This window comes from Paraburkholderia sp. DHOC27 (assembly GCF_003429005.1).
Taxonomy (GTDB): Bacteria; Pseudomonadota; Gammaproteobacteria; order Burkholderiales; family Burkholderiaceae; genus Paraburkholderia.
Window position 1 is genome coordinate 470,094 of record NZ_QVQV01000001.1, and the last position, 19,929, is coordinate 490,022.

General features: G+C 60.2%; 21 protein-coding genes. 3 read left to right on the forward strand and 18 right to left on the reverse strand.

What is annotated here, in order from left to right:
- Positions 1-8: 8 nt before the first annotated feature.
- The 16 genes from D0B32_RS02090 to D0B32_RS02160 all read right to left on the reverse strand — a co-directional run bounded on the left by D0B32_RS02090 (position 9) and on the right by D0B32_RS02160 (position 14,096).
- Positions 9-311 (reverse strand): hypothetical protein, encoded by a 303-nt coding sequence (locus D0B32_RS02090; RefSeq protein ID WP_117332018.1) that lies wholly within the window; start codon positions 309-311, stop codon positions 9-11.
- Positions 312-700: 389 nt separating this feature from the next.
- Positions 701-1,261, reverse strand: a complete 561-nt coding sequence (locus tag D0B32_RS02095) for a hypothetical protein (protein WP_117332019.1) — start codon at positions 1,259-1,261, stop codon at positions 701-703.
- Entirely contained in the window at positions 1,258-1,632 is a 375-nt protein-coding gene (locus D0B32_RS32195; RefSeq protein WP_147329472.1) for a hypothetical protein, read from the reverse strand. Before D0B32_RS32195 ends, D0B32_RS02095 begins: the two co-directional genes overlap by 4 nt.
- Before the next feature lie 12 nt (positions 1,633-1,644).
- Entirely contained in the window at positions 1,645-1,878 is a 234-nt protein-coding gene (locus D0B32_RS02100) for a hypothetical protein (protein ID WP_147329473.1), read from the reverse strand.
- Between the two features lie 19 nt (positions 1,879-1,897).
- A complete protein-coding gene (locus D0B32_RS02105; RefSeq protein WP_404935530.1) occupies positions 1,898-2,191 on the reverse strand; it encodes a hypothetical protein in 294 nt (97 codons plus the stop codon).
- Positions 2,178-3,581, reverse strand: coding sequence for a hypothetical protein (locus D0B32_RS02110; RefSeq protein ID WP_147329474.1), 1,404 nt, complete (start codon positions 3,579-3,581; stop codon positions 2,178-2,180). Before D0B32_RS02110 ends, D0B32_RS02105 begins: the two co-directional genes overlap by 14 nt.
- Before the next feature lie 1,132 nt (positions 3,582-4,713).
- Positions 4,714-5,394 carry a Fic family protein gene (locus tag D0B32_RS02120; RefSeq protein WP_117332024.1) on the reverse strand — a complete coding sequence of 227 codons (681 nt, stop codon included), beginning with the start codon at positions 5,392-5,394 and terminating at the stop codon, positions 4,714-4,716.
- Entirely contained in the window at positions 5,394-5,843 is a 450-nt protein-coding gene (locus D0B32_RS32200; RefSeq protein ID WP_147329475.1) for a hypothetical protein, read from the reverse strand. The genes D0B32_RS02120 and D0B32_RS32200 overlap by 1 nt, the downstream gene beginning before the upstream one ends.
- A 90-nt stretch (positions 5,844-5,933) precedes the next feature.
- The gene (locus tag D0B32_RS32205; protein WP_147329476.1) at positions 5,934-6,551 is read right to left on the reverse strand and encodes a hypothetical protein; all 618 of its coding nucleotides are present in this window, start codon (positions 6,549-6,551) and stop codon (positions 5,934-5,936) included.
- Positions 6,552-7,031: 480 nt separating this feature from the next.
- Complete coding sequence (locus D0B32_RS02130; protein ID WP_117333419.1) at positions 7,032-7,691, reverse strand: phosphorylase; 660 nt, start codon at positions 7,689-7,691, stop codon at positions 7,032-7,034.
- An 83-nt stretch (positions 7,692-7,774) separates the two neighbouring features.
- Entirely contained in the window at positions 7,775-9,817 is a 2,043-nt protein-coding gene (gene shc / locus D0B32_RS02135) for a squalene--hopene cyclase (protein WP_117332026.1), read from the reverse strand.
- Positions 9,814-11,079 carry a hydroxysqualene dehydroxylase HpnE gene (gene hpnE, locus D0B32_RS02140; RefSeq protein ID WP_117332027.1) on the reverse strand — a complete coding sequence of 422 codons (1,266 nt, stop codon included), beginning with the start codon at positions 11,077-11,079 and terminating at the stop codon, positions 9,814-9,816. Before hpnE ends, shc begins: the two co-directional genes overlap by 4 nt.
- A complete protein-coding gene (gene hpnD, locus D0B32_RS02145; protein WP_117332028.1) occupies positions 11,079-11,927 on the reverse strand; it encodes a presqualene diphosphate synthase HpnD in 849 nt (282 codons plus the stop codon). Before hpnD ends, hpnE begins: the two co-directional genes overlap by 1 nt.
- A 246-nt stretch (positions 11,928-12,173) precedes the next feature.
- Entirely contained in the window at positions 12,174-13,115 is a 942-nt protein-coding gene (locus D0B32_RS02150) for a diguanylate cyclase (RefSeq protein ID WP_117332029.1), read from the reverse strand.
- Complete coding sequence (locus D0B32_RS02155; RefSeq protein ID WP_117332030.1) at positions 13,112-13,735, reverse strand: chemotaxis protein CheC; 624 nt, start codon at positions 13,733-13,735, stop codon at positions 13,112-13,114. Before D0B32_RS02155 ends, D0B32_RS02150 begins: the two co-directional genes overlap by 4 nt.
- Positions 13,728-14,096, reverse strand: coding sequence for a response regulator (locus D0B32_RS02160; RefSeq protein WP_117332031.1), 369 nt, complete (start codon positions 14,094-14,096; stop codon positions 13,728-13,730). Before D0B32_RS02160 ends, D0B32_RS02155 begins: the two co-directional genes overlap by 8 nt.
- A 126-nt stretch (positions 14,097-14,222) precedes the next feature.
- Here D0B32_RS02160 and D0B32_RS32210 point away from each other — a divergent pair, with 126 nt between their 5' ends.
- The 3 genes from D0B32_RS32210 to D0B32_RS02170 all read left to right on the forward strand — a co-directional run bounded on the left by D0B32_RS32210 (position 14,223) and on the right by D0B32_RS02170 (position 18,311).
- A complete protein-coding gene (locus D0B32_RS32210) occupies positions 14,223-14,645 on the forward strand; it encodes a hypothetical protein (protein WP_147329477.1) in 423 nt (140 codons plus the stop codon).
- A 128-nt stretch (positions 14,646-14,773) separates the two neighbouring features.
- Complete coding sequence (locus D0B32_RS02165; protein WP_117332032.1) at positions 14,774-17,050, forward strand: hybrid sensor histidine kinase/response regulator; 2,277 nt, start codon at positions 14,774-14,776, stop codon at positions 17,048-17,050.
- Positions 17,051-17,288: 238 nt separating this feature from the next.
- Positions 17,289-18,311 carry a hypothetical protein gene (locus tag D0B32_RS02170; protein ID WP_117332033.1) on the forward strand — a complete coding sequence of 341 codons (1,023 nt, stop codon included), beginning with the start codon at positions 17,289-17,291 and terminating at the stop codon, positions 18,309-18,311.
- Positions 18,312-18,771: 460 nt separating this feature from the next.
- On the opposite strand, the gene D0B32_RS02175 is transcribed toward D0B32_RS02170, so the two are convergent.
- Together D0B32_RS02175 and D0B32_RS02180 are read right to left on the reverse strand one after the other, a co-directional pair.
- Positions 18,772-19,044 (reverse strand): DUF6723 family protein, encoded by a 273-nt coding sequence (locus D0B32_RS02175; protein ID WP_259294856.1) that lies wholly within the window; start codon positions 19,042-19,044, stop codon positions 18,772-18,774.
- An 11-nt stretch (positions 19,045-19,055) separates the two neighbouring features.
- Complete coding sequence (locus D0B32_RS02180) at positions 19,056-19,340, reverse strand: hypothetical protein (protein ID WP_117332034.1); 285 nt, start codon at positions 19,338-19,340, stop codon at positions 19,056-19,058.
- Positions 19,341-19,929: the final 589 nt, after the last annotated feature.

A 19,929-nucleotide genomic window follows, 5' to 3' on the forward strand; every position in this document is an offset into this window, starting at 1 on the left:
GATCTCCGTTAGTGCTTGGTGGCGTTTGCCGCCTGGATCATCGCTTGTTCGATCTGGGCGACGCGCTCAACCGCTGCACCCACAAGTTCAACCAACGCATCTAGAGCGGCCTGAATGGTGACGCGTGAAGGGTCGGTTGGTGCGAGCAATTCCAGCGCCGCCGCCAAACGATCACCAGCGCTCATGAAAATCTTGATGCGTATGTATTGAACCTCGGTTTCATCACGTGCCGCCGCCACCTGTTCGGGCAACGCAGCATGAAGAGTGCGCACCTGATCGAGCAGCGCAACGAGGTTTTCAAGGTTCGTCATTTTTCGCCCCTAATCCTGGCAATCGCTTCATGCCAACGCACCAACAGGTCATCCAATGGGATCGCATCTGGACGCCCTGCACGGTGTCTGCGTCTCCGTGGTGGCGTAGGCATCACTGGCATCCGGGGAATCTTGCCGTCAGGCCATCTGTAATTGCTCATGGTGTTGCCCCTTGCTGTTCGGATTGCTTCTCACGTCTGCGGCGCTGCTGATACTCACAAATCTTTTCGGCATGGGTCGCGTAATAAGCCCGCGTTGCTGCACAGGCGCACGCCTGCAACGTGACTTCCGCCCCCCAAGACAGGTCTTGTCAACGTGAAACTCGGCCAAAGATTTCAGCGTGGAGCAAGCCCGACAGACTTTTGAGGAAGGGGCATCCATGATTCATCTCATCGCAACTCTAGCTTCGGTAGGTCGCCATTTTTATCAAGCATCTGATACCCAATAGCTTTGAACCGACCTAACCAGGCGCTTTTATGGCCGCTCCACTCAGTAACTTTTCTGCCGCTTTGATCTTCGATCAAGATCGGGTGCGGCGTGCTGCCCGGTGCCGTTGCTGCCTTCCAAGAATCTGAAATGATCCGGCTTTCTTCAGCGTCAAATTTCTCAGGTGCAGCGAGCGCCATATCAATGATCTTGCCCGCAGAATGCTTGCGATCGCCTGTCTGGAGGTAATTACACAGTCTCGCTCGATACATCTGCGTGTTCTCACATTCCCACGGCCACTGATCCTTGACGGGATCGGTATGGCCCACAGCTTGAAACGGCTTCGAGTACTTCTCGTTGATCGCCTTCACGGCGAAGTATTCAGCACTACCGGGTTGAATCTTTTTCGGATGCATCAGCGCTGGAACCGCTCGCTTATCGGCAATCTGTTTCTTCAGACTGGTAACAGCTTTTGCGGTCACTGTCGCCACACGTTCGGCAATTTCCTGTTCTAGGGATTTCATCGTGTTTCTCCACGCAGATAAGCCTGGGTGTGTTCCCAACGATCAAGGGCGGCTCGGCGTTCATCTTCGGTCGCGGTTTTGTTCCAGATGCAAATTTGCTGATAACCATCATGACGCCAAGGGTCCATCCACGCTTTTCTGGCGTTCGGTTCCGTTGCCTGGAATTCAACGACACGCTGGCCGCTGTACTCGTCTACTTTTACGATCTTTCGCAAACCATCGCGCCCAACGGCACTATCTGCACGTGCTCTACTCAGACGGCCACCGCTGCTGTAGTCGGCGGGGCGGGGATTCTCGCCACGTGCATGCGCCGCCGCGAACCGGGCTTGCGCCTCTGCGCTCATCGAGTTGAAACCTGTAAATGACGACATGTTGTGCTCCAGTCAATCAAACAAAAAACCTTCACTCAGGCGGCGCAATGTGTCTGCGGCCTGGTCGGAATCCATCCGGCGCATAGTCACGCTAAGACCGACAGAGCCTTTCAAACTAAACACCCATTGGATGCCCGTCTCATCGTCATACCGACAATAGACTTCAGCGCGGCCAGGGTACAGGGCAATACCTGTCTGTCTCGCAAGGGCTTCTGTCTGCTGCATCAGCATTGGTATGTGACTCACGATCCGCTCCCGCTGTATGTCAAAGCTGCAACTGGCTGGCCGCCGCAAGCTGAACACTTTTCTCGTACTCGGCTGCAAAGACCGGGTCGGTGGACAACCATCTATAGATGGTCGTGACGCCTGGGAACTTCGGGTCTGCGCAAACCTCCACGATGCTGTGGTTCTTGGCGATTTCATCGAGAAACTGCTGTATCGTCGCTGCCGGATAATATTTCCGCCCTACCCTTGTCCGTTGATCAGTAGTACACATCGCTTGTCCTGGTTTGGTTCCCACAATGAAAATAATCCTCTCTTGGTCGCTAACTGGGAACACCTTGATCAATTAATTTCGTGCTTTTCTTATCAAAGCACGATGGCTTCCATTTCGGTGGGTTCGGCTTCGAAAGATCGGGCGGGAGCGGCGTCGGTGTCTTTTCTTGGGGCGGATGCTCGGCAAGGAATTTCAACAGGCTAAGGTAGCGCTGGTGCTCCGATGGCAATAGGGCACTTAGCTCTGCCTGCACTTCATCTTGGGTAGCCATAGAAGGCCCCGATGCAACGGTGGCATCAACGCACGTCACAGTGGTCGCCGTGGGCGTGGCGGGGCTGCTAGGGACGTACAAAATTGAATCCGGCGTCTTGGGGATCACGTACTTGATCGCGGGCTTCTTGGCTTCATCCTCCAGGCACGCCGCGTAGATATCAAAGAACACTTGCCGGTGCTTCAGCAAATATCCAGCGTTAGCGCGTGGGTCATCGCTCTGAACCACCAAGGTAATGCGCCGCCACACGTGCAAGGTGAGCCAGGTGAAGAAAGGCAACGCATCCCCGAACCTCTCAGCGGCCCGGAATTCAATGCGCTGAAGTGTCTTTAGTTCGGTCTCGTTGCACTCATTCGAAAGCTGTTCTTTGAGGTTTTCGCCGTTATGCATTCCCTCGTTGTATTCCGTCTTGAACGCTTTCCAACGCTCTACTACTTCGGGACTTGCAACGGTTGTCTTTGCCTTGGGTTTTGGGTTTCCCTGCTTTCCTTGCTGGCTTACCTGCGTTTGTGTAGGTTCTCCTGGCAGATGTTCGCCAGGGCTTTTAATAAGTGATTTTTCTGTTAATGAATTTGAGGGGGAGACTTGTAAAGAATCTAGTACTAATCTTGGGGGTTTATCCCCACCGCTCAGTGGGGGTTTATCCCCACCAAGAACGATTCTCAATTGGGCCATCTCGGCTACCGTGGGCCATGCGTCAAGGCCGTTTCCACGCTGGCACACGCCCAATCTGAAGTGATCAATGGTCTTGCCGTAGTAGCGGGGAATTTCGCCGTAGTAGCGGCCCCGCTTGTGGACCGCTACCCCTGCCCGCTCCAGCGTCGCCAGTGCGGTGCGAAACTGATCCTCGGTCATCTCGCACGCTGCGGCTATATCCTTGCGAGTCATGACCCACCAGTAAGCCCGTTCCCCCCACGATCCACCCTCGCGCACGGTGCGTAGACGGGCCGGATTGGGGCCGGGGGCATTGCGCTGGGCGTGATAGACCAAAAAGCTATACAACCGGGCGGCGTTCAGGGGAGAGCGGCAGTAGTCGCTAAAGAAATTGACGTATTCGAGTTTGGGGCGCACTAGGGTGTGCTTCCCTTGTTTGGGCTTTGGCTTTGCAATTGTGTGCGCACTTTGACAAACAGCCGCTTGCGGCGGCATTTCAAAATTCTGCTTAATCAGTTCATTAGACACGATTAACTCCCTTATACATAAAGATCGTTGAAAGACCTCCATGCGGGAGCTATACTAACTGCTGCATGGAGGGTTTTGTTTGGCTGCCAACCACCGAAACCCAACTCTAAAGGCCAGTCTATTTTGGGACTGGCCTTTTTCTTTCGTTGCATTACCTCGTATTCTTCGTGGATTGTTTCTGCGGCTGTACCTTGTCGAGATATTGGCTGGTAGCGAGTCGCATGACTGCCGATAGACTCAATCCTCTGTGCTCGCCGTACTCAACGATTCGTTGATACAGGGCGCGCGGCAAGATAACGCCAGCGTTTACCTTGTCGTTTGTTGAATTAGACATTTTCGACTCCGTTCGTTTGGTGGAAATTGCCGATCCTTCGTGAACCAGCAATTCCCACTCTGCCACTAAGAAAACAATTCAGAACATGGCGATTTACGGAGTGGGAAATTTCATAAAATCAGACGAGGGATTGAGGCGCGTTTTCGATTAGAAAACGGCTAGGCGGCGGGGCATGAAGCGGGGAAATATATTTTCCTATCGAATTGGAAAGTCAATAAAAAAGCCCCTCGGGTGAGGGGCGTTTGTCAAACGGATGCAATCAATTGCACAACAACTAATCAGCGGCCCTGTCTCAGCTTGCGACGGCGCGAAACACAAGATGCTGTGTAAGCCCCAACAGCGACGGCTCCAAGAAAGTATGCCGCCGCACCCCAAAGGGTCCGCTCATGTCCCGATGCGAAACCGGCGGGATCGGTAGCGCGGTAGTGGCTAATGTGCTGCATGTTGACCACCCCTTGCGCGCTTTCCTGAAACCAAACCCAAGTCATGCAGACGGCCATAGCGAGTAGCACAATAGTCACTTTGGCACATGCCCGGATTCGCACATCGTACGGAGTAACGGTCTTTACTGCGGCTGGCATTCCTTAGTCCTTCGTTATCGTCAACGCGGCAACGATACTGCCTCAAATAATGGCTTAAGGGCAGAACGTATTTTTGCGATACGGATACCTGTCTTGAAACCTTTGGATTGCTAAAGGAACGGGTTTATTGCATATGCCCGACCCATCGTAAACGCAACAAAGGCCGCATCCAGCGGCCCCGGCCTAGCGTCACTCAGTTCTTGCGCACCACATGCCGCTACGAATTCGAAACTTTGGGTTCCCAAACGATGTATTTCAACAGGAAGTCCCTGAGTCCGTCAGGGTAGTTATTTCGGAATGCCGCGATAGCTTCATCGTATGGATATGGTGGATGATCATCGAGCGGCCAACTTTCGGGCCACACGCCTACAGCCGACAAATAACAAAACATCATGAACCGGCTAATGTGCCCATTGCCATTTGCGTAAGGGTGGATGCTGAGAAAACGCACCATCCGCTCCAACGCGACGTCCAACCAGTTCACGAGATCATCTTTTGTTTCCAATGCCTCCGGACCACCGGCATCTGCCAAGGCGGTGAGATCACCTTCTATCTCGTTGGAAAGGGCGGCCATCTCCGCAGCGACATGGGACGGTGCCGTGGTCGAAACCACGCCATTTGCCGTGTTGATCACTACTTCATATTCTTTAAGGCACTTCTGCGAGCCGCGAAAGTTGCCTACAAAATATTCACATCCGGCCTTGGCCAACCCGCTGAACAAACGGACGTGCGTCGTCCGGGTATTCGCGAGTGCCTTTTTTCTATCAATCTTCGAATTCTTTAGATCGGCGAGAAGCGCGACACTTCGCGCATAAACCTTTGACCGCTTGCCAATACCATCAAATTTCTCGTAGTCCCAATTGGAACACTTACAGAAATGCGCATGCTCTGGACACATTAACTCGTCGTATAGATATTTTTCATCACGCGTTCAGCCCAGACGTCACCATTTTCTGCGGTCGAATTCGCCCTGCGCTCCAGTGCAAGACCGGCCAAAGTGCGGGTTTGCTCTGACATTTTCGCCGGTTGACGGCTCAAGAACCGAGCGAGAGACGATGATTGCTGTACGTTGGGCTGCCGCAGTATGGGATTCACTTGCGCAGTATTCGGGGACGCAGCAAGGCTAGACGCGTACGAGCTGCCGGGAACCGCCGACGCATCCACGATCGAATTCGCGGATGGCGCGTTCGCTGACATGATTTCCTGGCTGTTGGCCCCGGATGCAACGCTTCCAGGCGACATTTCAATAACACTTAAACCACCAGCAGCCGCGACAACGGCAATCGTCGCCTGCGCAACGATTTTTGCAACAATACGGCGCACATCGCGGGGTGCGGATTCTGACACCTCTCTAGACTTCGAGACGTGTTTCGTCAGTCCGTGAGAAACCCACGCTCTAACGTCAAATCGTTCAAATCCGTCCATACGTATCCCCAATCAGCCCGCAGCGAATGCCTCGTTGACCTTGTGCAACTCATCCATTAGCGCGTCTGCAAGTGCAAGCCGCATTTCTACGCGTACCACTGGATCTACCGCTAACTTGTTCCTTTGCGGGACCAATGTCATGGAAGACGCGGATGCTTGGTAAAAATCGAAACAGCCTTCCATCGTAGTGAAGCTTACGCCCACCATGTTTGCCATCAAAGCGACGCTTTGCTCCGGTTCGCTGGTAAATGTATCCAGTGTTTCCGGCTTCGCCTTGGACCTTCCCAGCAATTCCTTGATCGTGGTGCCTTGCATTCCACGAACAGTACTTACAAACAGCCCCACGGCGTCAGAGTTCATTTTGATTATGAGCAGTGCGCGAAGCCCCTCTCCCACAAGTCGCTCCTGACCGAACAAGAGATTTGCAACACCTCTCCGAACAACCACGCTAGCACAATCAGCCACAAATCGTCTGTCAGGCACAGGCGCTGCCCCCAGATTCAGGCCCATTGTGACCGCGGGAAACCCTGCTGCATCAACCGTTTGCCGGGCTTCAACATCAATCAACGGGCCTTCACCCGGGCGATGCTTTATCTGAATAACGGCGGATTGTGGTTTTTGTTTAGACATAACTGTAAGAGGATAGCACGCGGGCGTATTTTGGCATGTGAGCGACGCTCCGGAATAGCCCCGATCCAGACAAAGGATGTGCATTATCCGCAAATTTGGTCACCGTGCACGCCTCGAACTGTCATCTGCCCGACATATATCCACATATTGGGCACGTTCTAGCCATGCACAAGAGCGCGATCACTTGCATCGGCAACAGTACCAATGAGCCCCTTATTTTGTTGGGGTGGGCGTTGGGGTAGAATCCTCGTCTGATTGATAAATCACCCTGAAATACCCTTTAAACCGCCTTTCTATAAGGCTTACACATTTCATGAGCTAACACACGGACTTTCTGGTGTGGAAATTCATCTGGTATCCCTCCGTGAGCGGGTCTACCGGGCAACATGCCAAGACCCTAGGGTTAATACCTAGATTATACCAAAAATAAGGGTTTTCCCTGATCAGGACAAAAACACGCTTTTGAGGTGCGTGGGCCGTCTACCCCGCGCTCACCAGCGCCCCGGTCACACCCATCGCGCGCCGCGCCTCGACCAGTGAAGCCTTAGCTGCGCGGGCGTCCGAGGCCACCTGGAGCAACGCGCCCAGTTGGGAAGGCTGCTTCAGCAGTTCGCGCAGGATCGGGCCGATGGCGGTGGTGCCATCGTCGCGCAGTCCGGCCGTTGCGGCAGACGGCAGCGTGCGCCACGCCGGATCGACGATGGCGCGGCATACGGCAAACGGCAAGCCATGCGCGGCGGCAATCGCGCCCGCAACGTGCGATTCCATATCCACGGCCAGCGCGCCACTCGACCGATGCAGCATGGCCTTGTCCTCGGCGCCGATGAGCGGCGCCGCCACGCCCGCGATCAACCCGCGACGCAGTTTTGCGGCGACCGGCGACGCCATCAGCGCCGCGGCCAGCCGCTCCGACCAGCGCGAATCGGTCGCGCAGTGGCCGAGCGGGCCCTCCACGGCATCCGCGACGATCACGGCGCCGGGCTGCAGGTCCGGCGCGAGACCACCCGCCGTACCGAAGCTGATGATCCCCGCACAGCCGCGGACGACGGCCGCGCTCAAAGCCCGTTCGAGCAGATCGGCACGCGCCGCGTAGACCACCTCGACGCCCGTGCCGCGCACGATGCGCGCTTCGAACGCCATCCCGGTGACGGCAATCACAGGCAAACCGCTGCGTGACGGACTGGCCGCCAGCGACTCGGTCGAGCGGGTTGGATTGATCACCGTCACATCCCGACCGCGACGCGCGTCAGTCCGTCGCGCTTCAGTTGCCGGTAACGCGCCAGTGCCCAGAGCGGGAAGAACTTGCGATAGCCGTGGTAGCGCAGATAGAACACGCGCGGAAAACCGGTCGCGGTGAAACGGGTTTCGTCCCACAGGCCGTGCTCGCGCTGCTCGCGCATCAGGTATTCGATGCCGCGCTCGACCGCCGGATGATCGACGCAGCCCGCCGCCATCAATCCCATCAAACCCCACGCGGTTTGCGACGCGGTGCTGGCCGCCTGCTCGTAGCCACGGTAATTGAGCTTGTAGCTCGTGCCGTCTTCACCCCAGCCGCCGTCCGCGTTCTGGATCGAGATCAGCCATTGCGCCGCCCGCTTGATGCGCGGATCGTCGTGCGACATGCCCGCGGCGTTGAGCGAACAGAGCGCGCTCCACGTGCCGTAGATGTAGTTCATGCCCCAGCGGCCATACCAGCTGCCGTCGGACTCCTGCTCGTTGAGCATGTAGTCGTAAGCACGGCGCGCCGGCTCACTGTTCGCCGGCAGTTCGCCGAGTTGCGCGAGCATCGACAGACAGCGGCCCGACACGTCGGCCGTGGGCGGATCGAGCAACGCACCGTGATCGGAGAACGGAATGTTGTTCAGGTAGTACTGCGTGTTTTCCGGCTCGAAGGCACCCCAGCCGCCGTCGCTGCTCTGCATGCCGACCACCCATTCGCGGGCGCGGGCAATCGCTTCGCGATCCACATCGGATTGCGTCACCGTGGCCGAGCGCTGCATGGCCATCACGACCACAGCGGTATCGTCGACGTCGGGATAGTAATCGTTCGCGTACTGGAAGGCCCAACCGCCCGGCCGCACATCGGGACGACGCGAAATCCAGTCGCCGCGCACATCCAGAATCTGCAGCGGACGCAGCCATTGCAGCCCGTGCTCGGCGGCGCGTTCGGCGCGCGGCTCGCCGGTTTCGAGCAGCGCGTGCGCGACCAGCGAGGTGTCCCACACGGGTGACAGACACGGCTGGCAATATGCTTCGTCATCCTTGATAACGAGCAACTTCTCGATTGACTGGCGGGCGATGGCGCGATTCGGATGATCGGCCGGATAGCCCATCACGTCGTACATCATCACCGAGTTGGCCATCGCCGGGAAAATCGCGCCGAGGCCGTCTTCGCCGTTCAGGCGCTCATCCACGAAGTTGACAGCCGCCTGCACGGCGCGCTCGCGCGTGTACTTCGGAAACAGCCCGTCGATCAGACGCAGCACGTGATCCACGCCGCGGAAAAACGTAAACCAGCCCTGACTCTGATGCGGCGCACGGGGCGGCAATCCGGTGGTGACAGGTGCGCCATGAAACAGCTCGTCGATGCGCACGCCGCGCGGGTTACGTGCCACCGGCCGCTTCGCGTTCAGCACCAGCAACGGCACGATCACCGTGCGCGCCCAGTAGGACACCTTCGACAGATGGAACGGGAACCACTGCGGCAACAGCATGATCTCGACCGGCATCATGGGCACGGCGTACCACGACACCACGCCGAACAACGCCAGCAGAATCCGCGTAAACACGTTGACCGCTTCGGCACCGCCGTTGGCGAGGATCACTTCGCGCGCACGCACCATGTGCTCGGCGTCTTCCGGGTCGCCGATCATCTTCAGCGCGAAATACGCCTTCACGCTGGCGCTGACGTCGAGGTCGCCATCCGTGAACAGCGGCCAGCCGCCATTGGGCAACTGGATGCGCCGCAGGTAGCGGGCGATCTTCTGTTCCAGCTCGACATTCGGCGTTTCGCCGAGGTAGTGGACCAGCAGCACGTATTCGGCGGGGATGGTGGCGTCGGCTTCGAGTTCGTAGACCCAGTGGCCGTCCGGACGCTGCGCGGCGAGAATCGCGTCGGTGGCGCGGGTGACGGCGGCATCCAGCGGGGACACGTTCGCGTCTGCGCGGGCAGCGGCCGGCGTGGCAGCGTCCACGTCGGGCTGGGCATCCACGGAGGTATCGGGCGTGTCGTCGTCCATCGGCTGGGCAAGGGATAAGTCGTTCATCTACGTTCCATCGGTTCGTTCAGCAGCGTATCCGCGGCCTTCTGGCCGGAGCGGATCGCTCCTTCGAGCGTCGCGGGCAGGCCGGTGGCCGTCCAGTCTCCCGCGAGCATCAGGTTATTCCAGCGAGTGCGCGTGCCGGGGCGGCGCATCTCCTGATCGGGCAGCGGCGCAAAGCCCGCCTGCACTTCAGGCACCACCAGCCAGGCCGGCATCGGCGCGAGCGGCAGGTTCACCACCTGCGCGACCTCCGCCCAGATTTGTTCGGCGAGGGCCTCGTGCGACTGCTCGATGAGCCTGCCAGCATCGTTTACCGTGACTGACAGATGGCCATCGAATGCCATCAGCCATTCCGCGGTGCCGTTCAGCAGCCCGGTGAGCGGTGGCACGCCAAACGGCGGCTCGACCGCAAAGTGCACGGTCAACCTCGTCGTAAAGCGATTGGGCGCCTGCATCCCCGGCACCAGTTTTTGTGCGATGTGCGGCGGCGTTGTCAGTACCACGCCGGCACCCGGTTCGAGCTCGATGTGCTCATCCGCGAAGCGCAGCCCGCTCACGCGCCCCCGCTCCGAAAACACGATGTCGTCCAGCCTGGAATCGAGCCGGATCGCCGCGCCGCCATGCTGCAACAGCCGCAGCGCCGGATCGACGAACGCGCTGCTCAAGCCATGCCGGGCGGTCAGCGTCCGACAGGCCGCGCCACCGGCCAGCAAGGTCTCGCGAACGAACCCGGCGGTCATTTCAGCGCTGGCCTCGCGCGGTTCCACGTTGAGCACCGTGCGTAGCAGCGGACGCAGCAGGCGCTCCCACACCACGCCATCGCATTGCACGGTCTGCGCCACGGTCCGGCCAGGCCTCGCGAACAGCAGGGGCACGAGCGACAGGTAATCGCCGGGGTTGGAGTTCGGCACCCGTGCCGCCGGATCGAAGATCCACCAGGGCAAGCGCCCCGGCGTTGGGCGCACTGACCAGTGGGCGCGCGTCTTGAGGTCCGCGAAGGCGAACTCGGGCTGCGCCGGGCCCTCCAGCTGGTCGGCTGCCCCGATCGCGCGGAGGTAAGCCAGCGCTGCGTGATTGCCGGAGAACAGCACATGATTGCCGCTGTCGATCGTCGTACCGAGCGTGTGGTCGTACCAGGAGCGGCATCGTCCACCGGCCTGCGCAGCGGCCTCGTGCAACACCACCTGCGCGCCACGCCGCTGCAATTGCACCGCAGCGGCCAGACCGGCGAGCCCCGCGCCGATCACGTGAACGCGCCTGCCCATTAAAAGAAGGCGTAGCGGGCCACGATCCACAGCAGCCGCGCTTTCGGCTTGCTGACTTTCGTGCGCGGCACGTCGAAGCCGCGCTCAACGGTACGGTCGAGCAGGCACCGGTACACCCCCGACATGATGCGCGGCGCCCGCACGTGGTTGCGCGGCGCGGCGTCCATGATGGCGTCCGCCCGGGCGAAATGCTCGCGGGCCTGCACGACCAGCTTGGCGCACACGCGCGGCAACAGCGGATCGTCGGCAATCGCAGCGGGGCTGCTGGTGGGGATGCCTTCCAGCGCCAGCAACTCGCGCGGCAGATAGCAGCGGTTGATGTCCGCGTCTTCGTCGATATCGCGCAGGATGTTGGTCAATTGCAGCGCGCGGCCGAGGTGGTGCGCCAGCAGGCGGCCCGGCTCCGGCTCCATCCCGAATATCCTCACCGATAACCGGCCAGCGGCACTTGCGACGCGGTCGCAGTACAGGTCCAGCGTGTCTTCGTCGGGGGCGCAGATGTCCTCGGCGGCATCCATTGCCATGCCGTCGATCATCGCGTGGAAGTCTTCGCGCTGCAGATGAAACGTGTGAATGTGCCGCGTCAACGCGCGCAACGAAGCGCGCGGCGCACCGGCATAGCAGGCGTCGATGTCGGCGCGCCAGCGTTCGAGCCCCGCCGCACGCTCGGCGCGCGGCAAGTCGCTGTCGGCGATATCGTCGACAGCGCGGCAAAAAGCGTAGACCTGATACATCGCATCGCGCTGCGCAGCCGGCAGGATGCGCATTGCAAGATAAAACGAGCTGCCGGATGTGGCGGCAGCGGCGTCGGTTTCTGTATCGTCCACGACAAGATTGGAAACAGCCAAGACGATCTCCGCTGAGGGGCCCTCTGGAGGCGGTCAAGAAGTCGTGCCTACCCGCAGGATAAGCCGCGCGCGCGGACACGCGCGAAAACCCCGGCAAGGGATGCCGGAAACGGCGAAAAGTATAGCAACCTTTACGGGATGGCGCAGTTTTAGGGAACAATGCCCGGCGGTGAGCGGGTTTCTGTTACGGCCAAACGGCCGGTTCGCCAGCGCCGTGGCGGGTGTGCCGCACTGATGCCCGAGTCGCTAGATATAAGCGACCGAACGGTTGCGGCCCTGACGCTTGGCGCTGTAGAGCGCGGCGTCCGCTTCGTTGATGAGCACGTCGTAGTTCGGCACGCCGACGCGCGCCGAGGCGCCGCCTACACTCGCCGTGACGGGCACGCACACACCCTGCACTTCCACCGGCACGTCGCCGATGGCATGCCGGATCTTCTCGGCGACCTGCATCGCATCTTCGAGCGGCGTGCAGGGCAGCAACAGCGCGAACTCCTCGCCGCCGAACCGTCCAAAGGTGTCCTGAATCCTTACCACCTGTGCGACGCGCTGGGCCATTTCACGCAGCACCGTGTCGCCCACCACGTGGCCGAACTGGTCGTTGATTTTCTTGAAGTGGTCCAGATCGAACAGCAGCACCGACATATCGCCGCCGTAGCGCTGCCAGCGCGTGTATTCGTCGCGCAGACGTCCTTCGAAGTAGCGGCGGTTCGCGATACCGGTCAGGCCGTCGCGATCCGCGTATTCCTGCAGCTTCGCTACGGCCTCCTCACGCTCGCGCTGCACGATGCTCACGTGCGTCACGTCGGAGATGGTCACGCACACGGCCACCACTTCGCGATCACGCGTGAGCGGCATGAACGTGCAATCCTGCTGCATGAAATCCACGCCGCCGGTAATGGGCCGGTCATGGTCGAACTTGAACAGATAGGGGCGCTGCTCCCACGAACTAAACGCAAAGCTGCCGAGCTGGAACACGCTTTCCAGCTTGCGGGTCAGCCATACGCGCGGCAATTCGGGGAAATTGGCGAAGATGGATTTGCCGACCACTTTCTCGGCCGACAAACCGCTGTGATCCTGCATGAAGCGATTCCACATCAGCACCTTCATGTCGCGGTCGAGCACGAAGATGCCGAAGCCAACGCGCTCGACGACCAGATCGCTCAACGAGACAGTGACGGTGTCGTTCATAAGCTGGACAGCAGCGCATCGAGCGCGTGATTCATGTGGCGGATCGACTCTTCAGCCATGAGCATGACGAGGTGGGCGCGGAAGCTGTGGTCCTCGAGCGCGAAATTGACTTCGACCAGCAGCGCCACTTCCCAGGCGAGCACGCCGGGCTGGAATACATCGTCGAGCGACATCGCCTCGCCCAACAGACCGGGCGGCGAGAACACCGGCGTGCGGCCAAGCTGATCGAGGATGCAGGACACGCAGGCGCCCGTGAGCACGTTGGCGACGTCGAAAATCAGCTCCTGCTGGCTGACTTTCTCGTAGGCCGAACGCGGATACGGGTCGTTGACGAGCGCGCAGAGCTGTTCGATGCTGCCGCTGCGGCAGATCACCAGCGCCTCGCCCTTGATATCCGAGCGAAAGCTCTGGCGCACCGCGCTCACCGACTCCTGGATGCCCGTCATCTCGCGCAACGCCTGGGCCGCCCCGCTTACCGCGACGACCTGCACGCGCGGCACCGAGAGTTCGATGAACGCGTCGAGCAGTTGCGCGAGACGGGTCGCCGCCTGCCCCATCGCAAGGTTGGCGACCTCCTGCAGCGCGTCGCGCTGGTCTTCGTTGAGGACTGGCTCAGACATACAACCCGTACTCCTTGAGGATAGGTAGTAGCGCCTCGGGGGTGACGGGCTTGGCGATAAAGGCAATCGCTCCGAGGGTGCGCACACGCTCCTGCGCCATCGGTTGCACGTCGGCGGACACGACTATCACAAACGTGTTCAGGTCCTCGTTCTGCAAAACCTCCAGCACCTGATAGCCGGTCATGTCCGGCATGGTCAGATCGAGGAACATGACAGACGCCTTGCCTTCACGGTACAGCGCCAGCGCTTCATGGCCGTTGGCGGCGTAACGGATGTCGACATCCCAATCCGCCGGCAGTGCCTTGGTGAGCACCTTTCGGGCAAGCAACGAATCGTCGGCGATCACAATGGGCAATGGCATGGCGGAGGTCTAAAACGGGATTGGCTCGTTCGCTTTAACGGCTGAATTCAGAAATTCTTTAGCGCCAATTCCCGATTGCCAGCCAGATCGGCACGCTCGGGCCAAGCAGGCGATGCGAAATGCATCATGCGGGAGAAGCCGCGCGCGATCGCGCGTGCGAGAGGAACGATGCAGGTGCGCGAGGGCGCACGCTGGACAATGCAGATGACCGGCATGTTCGAAGCCTACCCCGTAGGTGATTCCGCGCGGCGGGAGGAACCGATAAGCCCCGTCTGGCCACGTGCGTTCCCGCAAGGCCCCACCATTGCGCTTCGTATGCGCTTCTGGCCGATCCTCGCGGCTCAGACATCCGGGCATGGCGGACGCCTTATTTGTGTTGACGTGATTCTCGATTCATTTGGACGAAAAGGCAACTCGTCAACCGGATTTGACGAACATAAATTACTCTTCAATTTCTTCATACGAGTGATTTTTTGTTTCACCACGGCTTCGTTTTCCAACTTCATACTTTTGTGTACGTTTGCGCTTCCTGTTTCGTCGCTGTTTTAAGTAAGAGTTACGGATCGTCAGGAAGTTTATTGTTACCAGGTCAACAGTTCCGTCGCAGTGAATTTCAGCTTCTCGTATGATGGTTGTCGTAAGATTTTCCGTAACCGACGTTTGCAGCGGCATTAACGATGAAAACTGACCGGTCCGAGCCGTCCACGGCGAGCCAGCACGCCGCTGGCCCCGCTAGCGAGGACGACGAAACGCTATTCCCTGTCGTTCCGGAACAGAACTTTCACGTCCGGCGCATGACGCTGATTGCCCTGTTGATCGCGGCAATCGTGCTGCCCTGCGTCTACGTCACGGCAATGGCGTTCAGCGATCTGCGCGCCCGCGAAGCGGACGCCACGGATCTGACCCTGCGCACCGTGCGCGTTGCCGAAGAGCACGCGCTGAAGGTTTTCGACATGAACGAGGCGCTCGACGCCCGCGTGGTCGACCTCGTGCAGGGGCTCGACGATGCGGGCATCCGCAGCAGCGAAGCAGCCATCCACGAAAAACTGCGCATCATGGGCGGGGGTTATCCGCAGGTCGCCGCAGTGTCCATTTTTGGCAAGGACGGCCACCTGATTGCCAGCAGCCGCTTCTATCCGACGCCAGCGGTCTCGATTGCCACGCGCGACGATTTCACTGGCATCCGCGACGGGAAAGTGCTCGAACACGTGTCGAAGGACATGATGGGTCAGGTGGCCGGCGGGCTGGTGTTCAACACTGGCGTGGCGCGGCGCGCGGCGGACGGCTCGTTCGACGGCGTAGTGTCGGTCGCGCTGCGGCCGGTGTATTTCAACGAGTTCTATCACGAGCTGCTCGGCGGGAACGACTCGCCGATGACAATGACGCTGAGCCGCACCGATGGCGCCGTGCTCGCCCACTACCCGTCTGCGCCCGGTCAACCGACTTCACTCGCCCAGCACACCGCGCTCACTGACGCCCTCGCCCGCGGCGATCGTGCCGGCGTGGTCCGCACGCAATCCGTGTTCGACAAGGACAATCTGATCGTGGCGTTTCGCCGGGTTGGCTCGTATCCGGTGTACGTGTCGTGCGGCTATCGCACCTCGGCGATCTGGGCTGCGTGGTACCGGCATCTGAGCGTGCTTATCCTCTCGATGTTCACACCATCCATCGTCCTGTGGTGCGTAATCTGGTTGTCGCTGCGACGCCTCGGTGCCGAAGAGGAAGCGTGGGAGCGCTGGCAGGCTGAAGCGTCGATGCGCCGCTCCATCGAATCCGCCTACCGCCAGTCGCGCAAGATGGAGGCACTGGGCAATCTGGTGGGCAGCGTCGCGCATGACTTCAACAATCTGCTGATGATCGTCTCGGCCAATGTGCAGATCGCGCGGCGGCGCGGCGCGCCGGGCCTCGACCGCGAGTTGTCGGCCATCGAACGCGCGCTTAAGAACGGTCAATCGCTCACCCGCCAGTTGCTGGGCGTCGCGCGCAAGCAGCCCTTGCGTAACGAGACGCTCGCCGCCGAGCACTGGTTGCCGTCCTGCCGGGAACTGCTGTGCGCATCGCTGGGCGCAAAAATCTCGCTCGTCATGGATATCGGCACGGAGGTCTGGCCGATGCGGATCGATGTGGCCGAACTGGAACTCGCGCTGATCAATATCGCCGTCAACGCGCGCGACGCGATGCCCAACGGCGGCCGCTTCACGGTGCGTGCGGCCAACATCACGTTCCGTCCCGAAGACGGCTTTCCGCTGACGGGCGATTTCGTCCAGCTCTCGCTCGAGGACACCGGTAGTGGCATGCCGCCGGAGGTGCTGGCGCGCGCCTTCGAGCCGCTCTTCACGACCAAGGCGAAGGGCATGGGCACCGGTCTCGGCCTGCCGCAGGTGTTCGCCTTCTGCGAGCGCTCAGGTGGCCTGGCGGCGATCGACAGCGCGATCGGCGCCGGCACCTCGGTGCGTCTCTACCTGCCGCGCGCCGCTGCCGTGCAGGAGATCGCGAGCCCGGCGGAACCGGATGTCGAGGACACCAGCATGACGCACGGTCTGCGCATCCTGCTGGTGGAGGACAACGACGAAGTGGCGGCCGGCACCGAGGCGCTGCTGCAGATGATGGGCCATCAGGTGACCTGCGTTTTCAACGCCGATACGGCGCTGCGGCTGTTCGACGACGCCCGCGCAAACCGGCTCGGCGCGGGCGAAGCGTTGCCGTTCGACCTGGTGATTTCCGACATCCACATGCCGGGCGACATGAATGGCATCGACCTGGCCGAAGCCGTGCAGTCTTTCGAAACGCGACTGCCCGTGATTCTGGTGACGGGGTACGCGGAAGAGCTCGACCGCGCGCGACACGTCGATGCGCGCGTGCTGTCCAAGCCCTTCGATATCGCCTTGCTCGAAAGGCTGTTGCAGGACCTGCAACGCCACCTGGCGCAACACAGCGCCCATCCCGCCGACTAGGCGATTTCCGGCTGTTTCCCGGCTAATGCTCCCGATTTACCTGCATTTGTAAAAGCGGGGAACGCGGGGCGGTGGCGCGCGCTTGCCTGTATCGGCTGGGTCTGATGCGGCTTTGATGCACCTGGCCGGCGCGGCGACCTTCCGCGCTGCCGACCCCGGCACGATCGTTGCGGCTGTCATGTCAGGATGGCCCGCCTTTTCGCGGCGCCTCACTGATTAGAAACGTCGGGAGACAGCCATGCGACACACTGTGATTGGTTTATTCGAGACCTACGCTCAGGCGGAAAGCGCGCGCGACACGCTCGTGCAGACCGGTTTCGCGCGCGACACCATTGAGCTACAGGCGAATCCCCTGCCATCCGCCACGGCGGCCTCCGATGCGGTTGAGGGTGCGGGCGTGCTCGCCAATATCGAGCGGTTCATTGGCAGCCTCTTTTCGAAGGAGCCGCGCGCGCCACAGGCGCAGCGCTACACGGACGCGGTGCGCCGCGGTGCAGTGCTGGTGTGCGTCAACGCAGCCAGCGAAGCGCATGCGGAACTTGCTAGCACGACGCTGACGCGACTCGGCGCGACGGACGTGGGCGAGCGTCTGCCGGGATGGGACACGGCGCCGACGGATCAAGAGCTTGGCCGTGAGCATTCGATGCTGGATGAACTCGGCATCGGGGCAGCGGCACCCCGGATGGATTCGCGGGTTGATCCCCGCATCGACCCGCTTGATCCACGGGTTGATCCTTTGGAGCCCGTTGCCCGCGATACGCCGGTCGTCGATCCGGTGCGCTCGGCGGCGGCCGAGCGCAGCCTGGATGAACGCGTCGATCCTCGCGTAGAAGAAGCGCTGCGCACCCAGCAACTCAGCGAGGCAGCTACCTTGAATTCGATTGCCGCCGGCAGCGCGCCGGGGTTTGGCGCCGTATTCATGCCGGTGGACACGGCGGCATCTGCACGCCGTCCCGACGCGACGATTGGCGAGACGATTCCGGATGAATTCCTCGAATACGAGGAAGATTTCCGCAATCACTACGACGAACTGTATGCAAGCGGTGGCGACGGGCACTACGAGGATTATGTGCCGGCCTATCGGTATGGCGCGACCATCGGTCGGGACGCGCAATATCGCGATCGTCCGTGGGACGATGTCGAACCTGAAGCACGTCGTCACTGGGAAACGACCTCACCGGGCAGCGCCGATACGTGGGAACGCTTCAAGGCGGCCGTGCGGCACGGTTGGGATCGTGTGACGGGGCATCATCACGTGTGATCGTTGATCCGCGATCTTCACGGCGGGCGCCTGCGATGTTTGCGAGCGCCTGCAAACGTCTCCCGGTGTCTCCTGGCGACGTTCGGCACGGCTGAACGCATCGGCACAGCGGAGATGCACAAGCGTTGTGCTTGCCGTCTAAATTCCACCAGCAGCGCCTCGGTGGATAACTTAACACGCCCGCGACTTATCCACAGTTTCGTTGAATAACCTTGTGGATAACCGGGCATTTCGCCTTTCCAGTCAACGATTCCTTCGGATTGAATCGAAACCGGGCAAACGGACGTTCGATCAGGAAAAAGTTCCCGATGTTGAGTAAAACGACTGCGATCGAACTGCGGTTCGACGCGAGGACTCGCGGTTGGGCACCGCGCGTTGTGCGGGGACTTGATCGGGTTCGGTCATTACGGGCGCGTGAGCAATCAGCAAACGCGGGGCGGCAAACGAGCGGGGCAACGACTCATTCGGGTACAGCAATGTCACCGTCTACCAATTTCGCGCCGTAGGCTCGCGCGTATTCTTCCGCTTCCTGTGGATTGTCGAAGAGCGGCATATCGGCGTGTCCCTGGAATGGGTAAATCACCCGTTCGTCGCTAAGGCGAGTGACCTTGAGCGTCGGGACGTTGCCGCTCGTGGCACGTCGCGACGAAGCCGCAACCAGATAATTGTCGCGGCCCGCTGGAGCGGATTCTTTGAGCGATGACACGCGGCGAGTAGCGGTGCGGTTCAGCATCGGCATTCCGTTCATAAACCTGCGATGGATTGTCCCGCCACCATACCGTCAATGACACGTTCCGCGAAGCTCGCCGACGCCATACGTGCGTCACCCGTCGTGCTAAACGGCGAGCCCGTGATGACCTGGAAAACGCGGCTGGTCGACAGCGTGTTGTCCGCGCCCCGCCGACAAATCCTCACCGCTGCGTCGTAGCCAGCATCGTGGTGACGCGTGCCATCCACGCTACGCGGTTGATGCGCATAAACCAGCGGGTAGATCTCAAGTCCACGATAGCTTCTGATGGTGTTATTCATACGAGTGACTCCGGTAGGTGACTTACCCGGCGCGTTCCTCGCGGAAGACGCCAGCGCGCAACGGCCGCGCGTCGTGCGCAGCGGATACAACTCAGGCGGAAAGCGGTTCTGGATCAGGGGAGATCGCGATACGCGTGAACGGGTATCGCCACCGTCGTGCCAGGGACGGCGGTCAGAAATGTATCGGGGGAAAGGGATCTGTTCGATCCGGGGCGCAGTTATGGCGCGGCTTTTTGCTAACCAGCGCGGGCTCCAGAGAAACCTGACAAGCGGCTGACTCACTGTAGCACGGATGGCTGGCGATTCCGGCACATTTCGAACGCGCTGGGCACAGCGATGGACGTCCTGCGAACCCGGGCAATCGAGCTCAATGATGAAATGAGTGGAGTCACTTTGCGTTCGATGCCGCTTTTTCGATGCAGTTTGTTCGATGCCGCTTGTCTGGACAGGCGGGTTCGAAAATGCGGGACTTCCCCGCAGGGTCTGTTCAGGCTGACGTGGAAGTCAAATGCGGACTACCGTGGGAGTTCACAGGGTCTTTTGCATTTGAACACGTGGTTAGGACGGTGAATTTCGAGTACACCAACTA

Coding starts and splice junctions, on each gene's coding strand:
- D0B32_RS02180 (WP_117332034.1), bottom strand. CDS start 19,340: ATGAATAACACCATCAGAAGCTATCGTGGACTTGAGATCTACCCGCTG.
- D0B32_RS02155 (WP_117332030.1), bottom strand. CDS start 13,735: ATGTCTGAGCCAGTCCTCAACGAAGACCAGCGCGACGCGCTGCAGGAG.
- D0B32_RS02090 (WP_117332018.1), bottom strand. CDS start 311: ATGACGAACCTTGAAAACCTCGTTGCGCTGCTCGATCAGGTGCGCACT.
- D0B32_RS02165 (WP_117332032.1), top strand. CDS start 14,774: ATGAAAACTGACCGGTCCGAGCCGTCCACGGCGAGCCAGCACGCCGCT.
- hpnE (WP_117332027.1), bottom strand. CDS start 11,079: ATGGGCAGGCGCGTTCACGTGATCGGCGCGGGGCTCGCCGGTCTGGCC.
- D0B32_RS02095 (WP_117332019.1), bottom strand. CDS start 1,261: ATGAAATCCCTAGAACAGGAAATTGCCGAACGTGTGGCGACAGTGACC.
- D0B32_RS02175 (WP_259294856.1), bottom strand. CDS start 19,044: ATGCTGAACCGCACCGCTACTCGCCGCGTGTCATCGCTCAAAGAATCC.
- D0B32_RS32205 (WP_147329476.1), bottom strand. CDS start 6,551: ATGTCTAAACAAAAACCACAATCCGCCGTTATTCAGATAAAGCATCGC.
- shc (WP_117332026.1), bottom strand. CDS start 9,817: ATGAACGACTTATCCCTTGCCCAGCCGATGGACGACGACACGCCCGAT.
- D0B32_RS02150 (WP_117332029.1), bottom strand. CDS start 13,115: ATGAACGACACCGTCACTGTCTCGTTGAGCGATCTGGTCGTCGAGCGC.
- D0B32_RS32210 (WP_147329477.1), top strand. CDS start 14,223: ATGCGGGAGAAGCCGCGCGCGATCGCGCGTGCGAGAGGAACGATGCAG.
- D0B32_RS32195 (WP_147329472.1), bottom strand. CDS start 1,632: ATGTCGTCATTTACAGGTTTCAACTCGATGAGCGCAGAGGCGCAAGCC.
- D0B32_RS02120 (WP_117332024.1), bottom strand. CDS start 5,394: ATGTGTCCAGAGCATGCGCATTTCTGTAAGTGTTCCAATTGGGACTAC.
- D0B32_RS02170 (WP_117332033.1), top strand. CDS start 17,289: ATGCGACACACTGTGATTGGTTTATTCGAGACCTACGCTCAGGCGGAA.
- D0B32_RS02160 (WP_117332031.1), bottom strand. CDS start 14,096: ATGCCATTGCCCATTGTGATCGCCGACGATTCGTTGCTTGCCCGAAAG.
- D0B32_RS02130 (WP_117333419.1), bottom strand. CDS start 7,691: ATGGCGTTCGAAGCGCGCATCGTGCGCGGCACGGGCGTCGAGGTGGTC.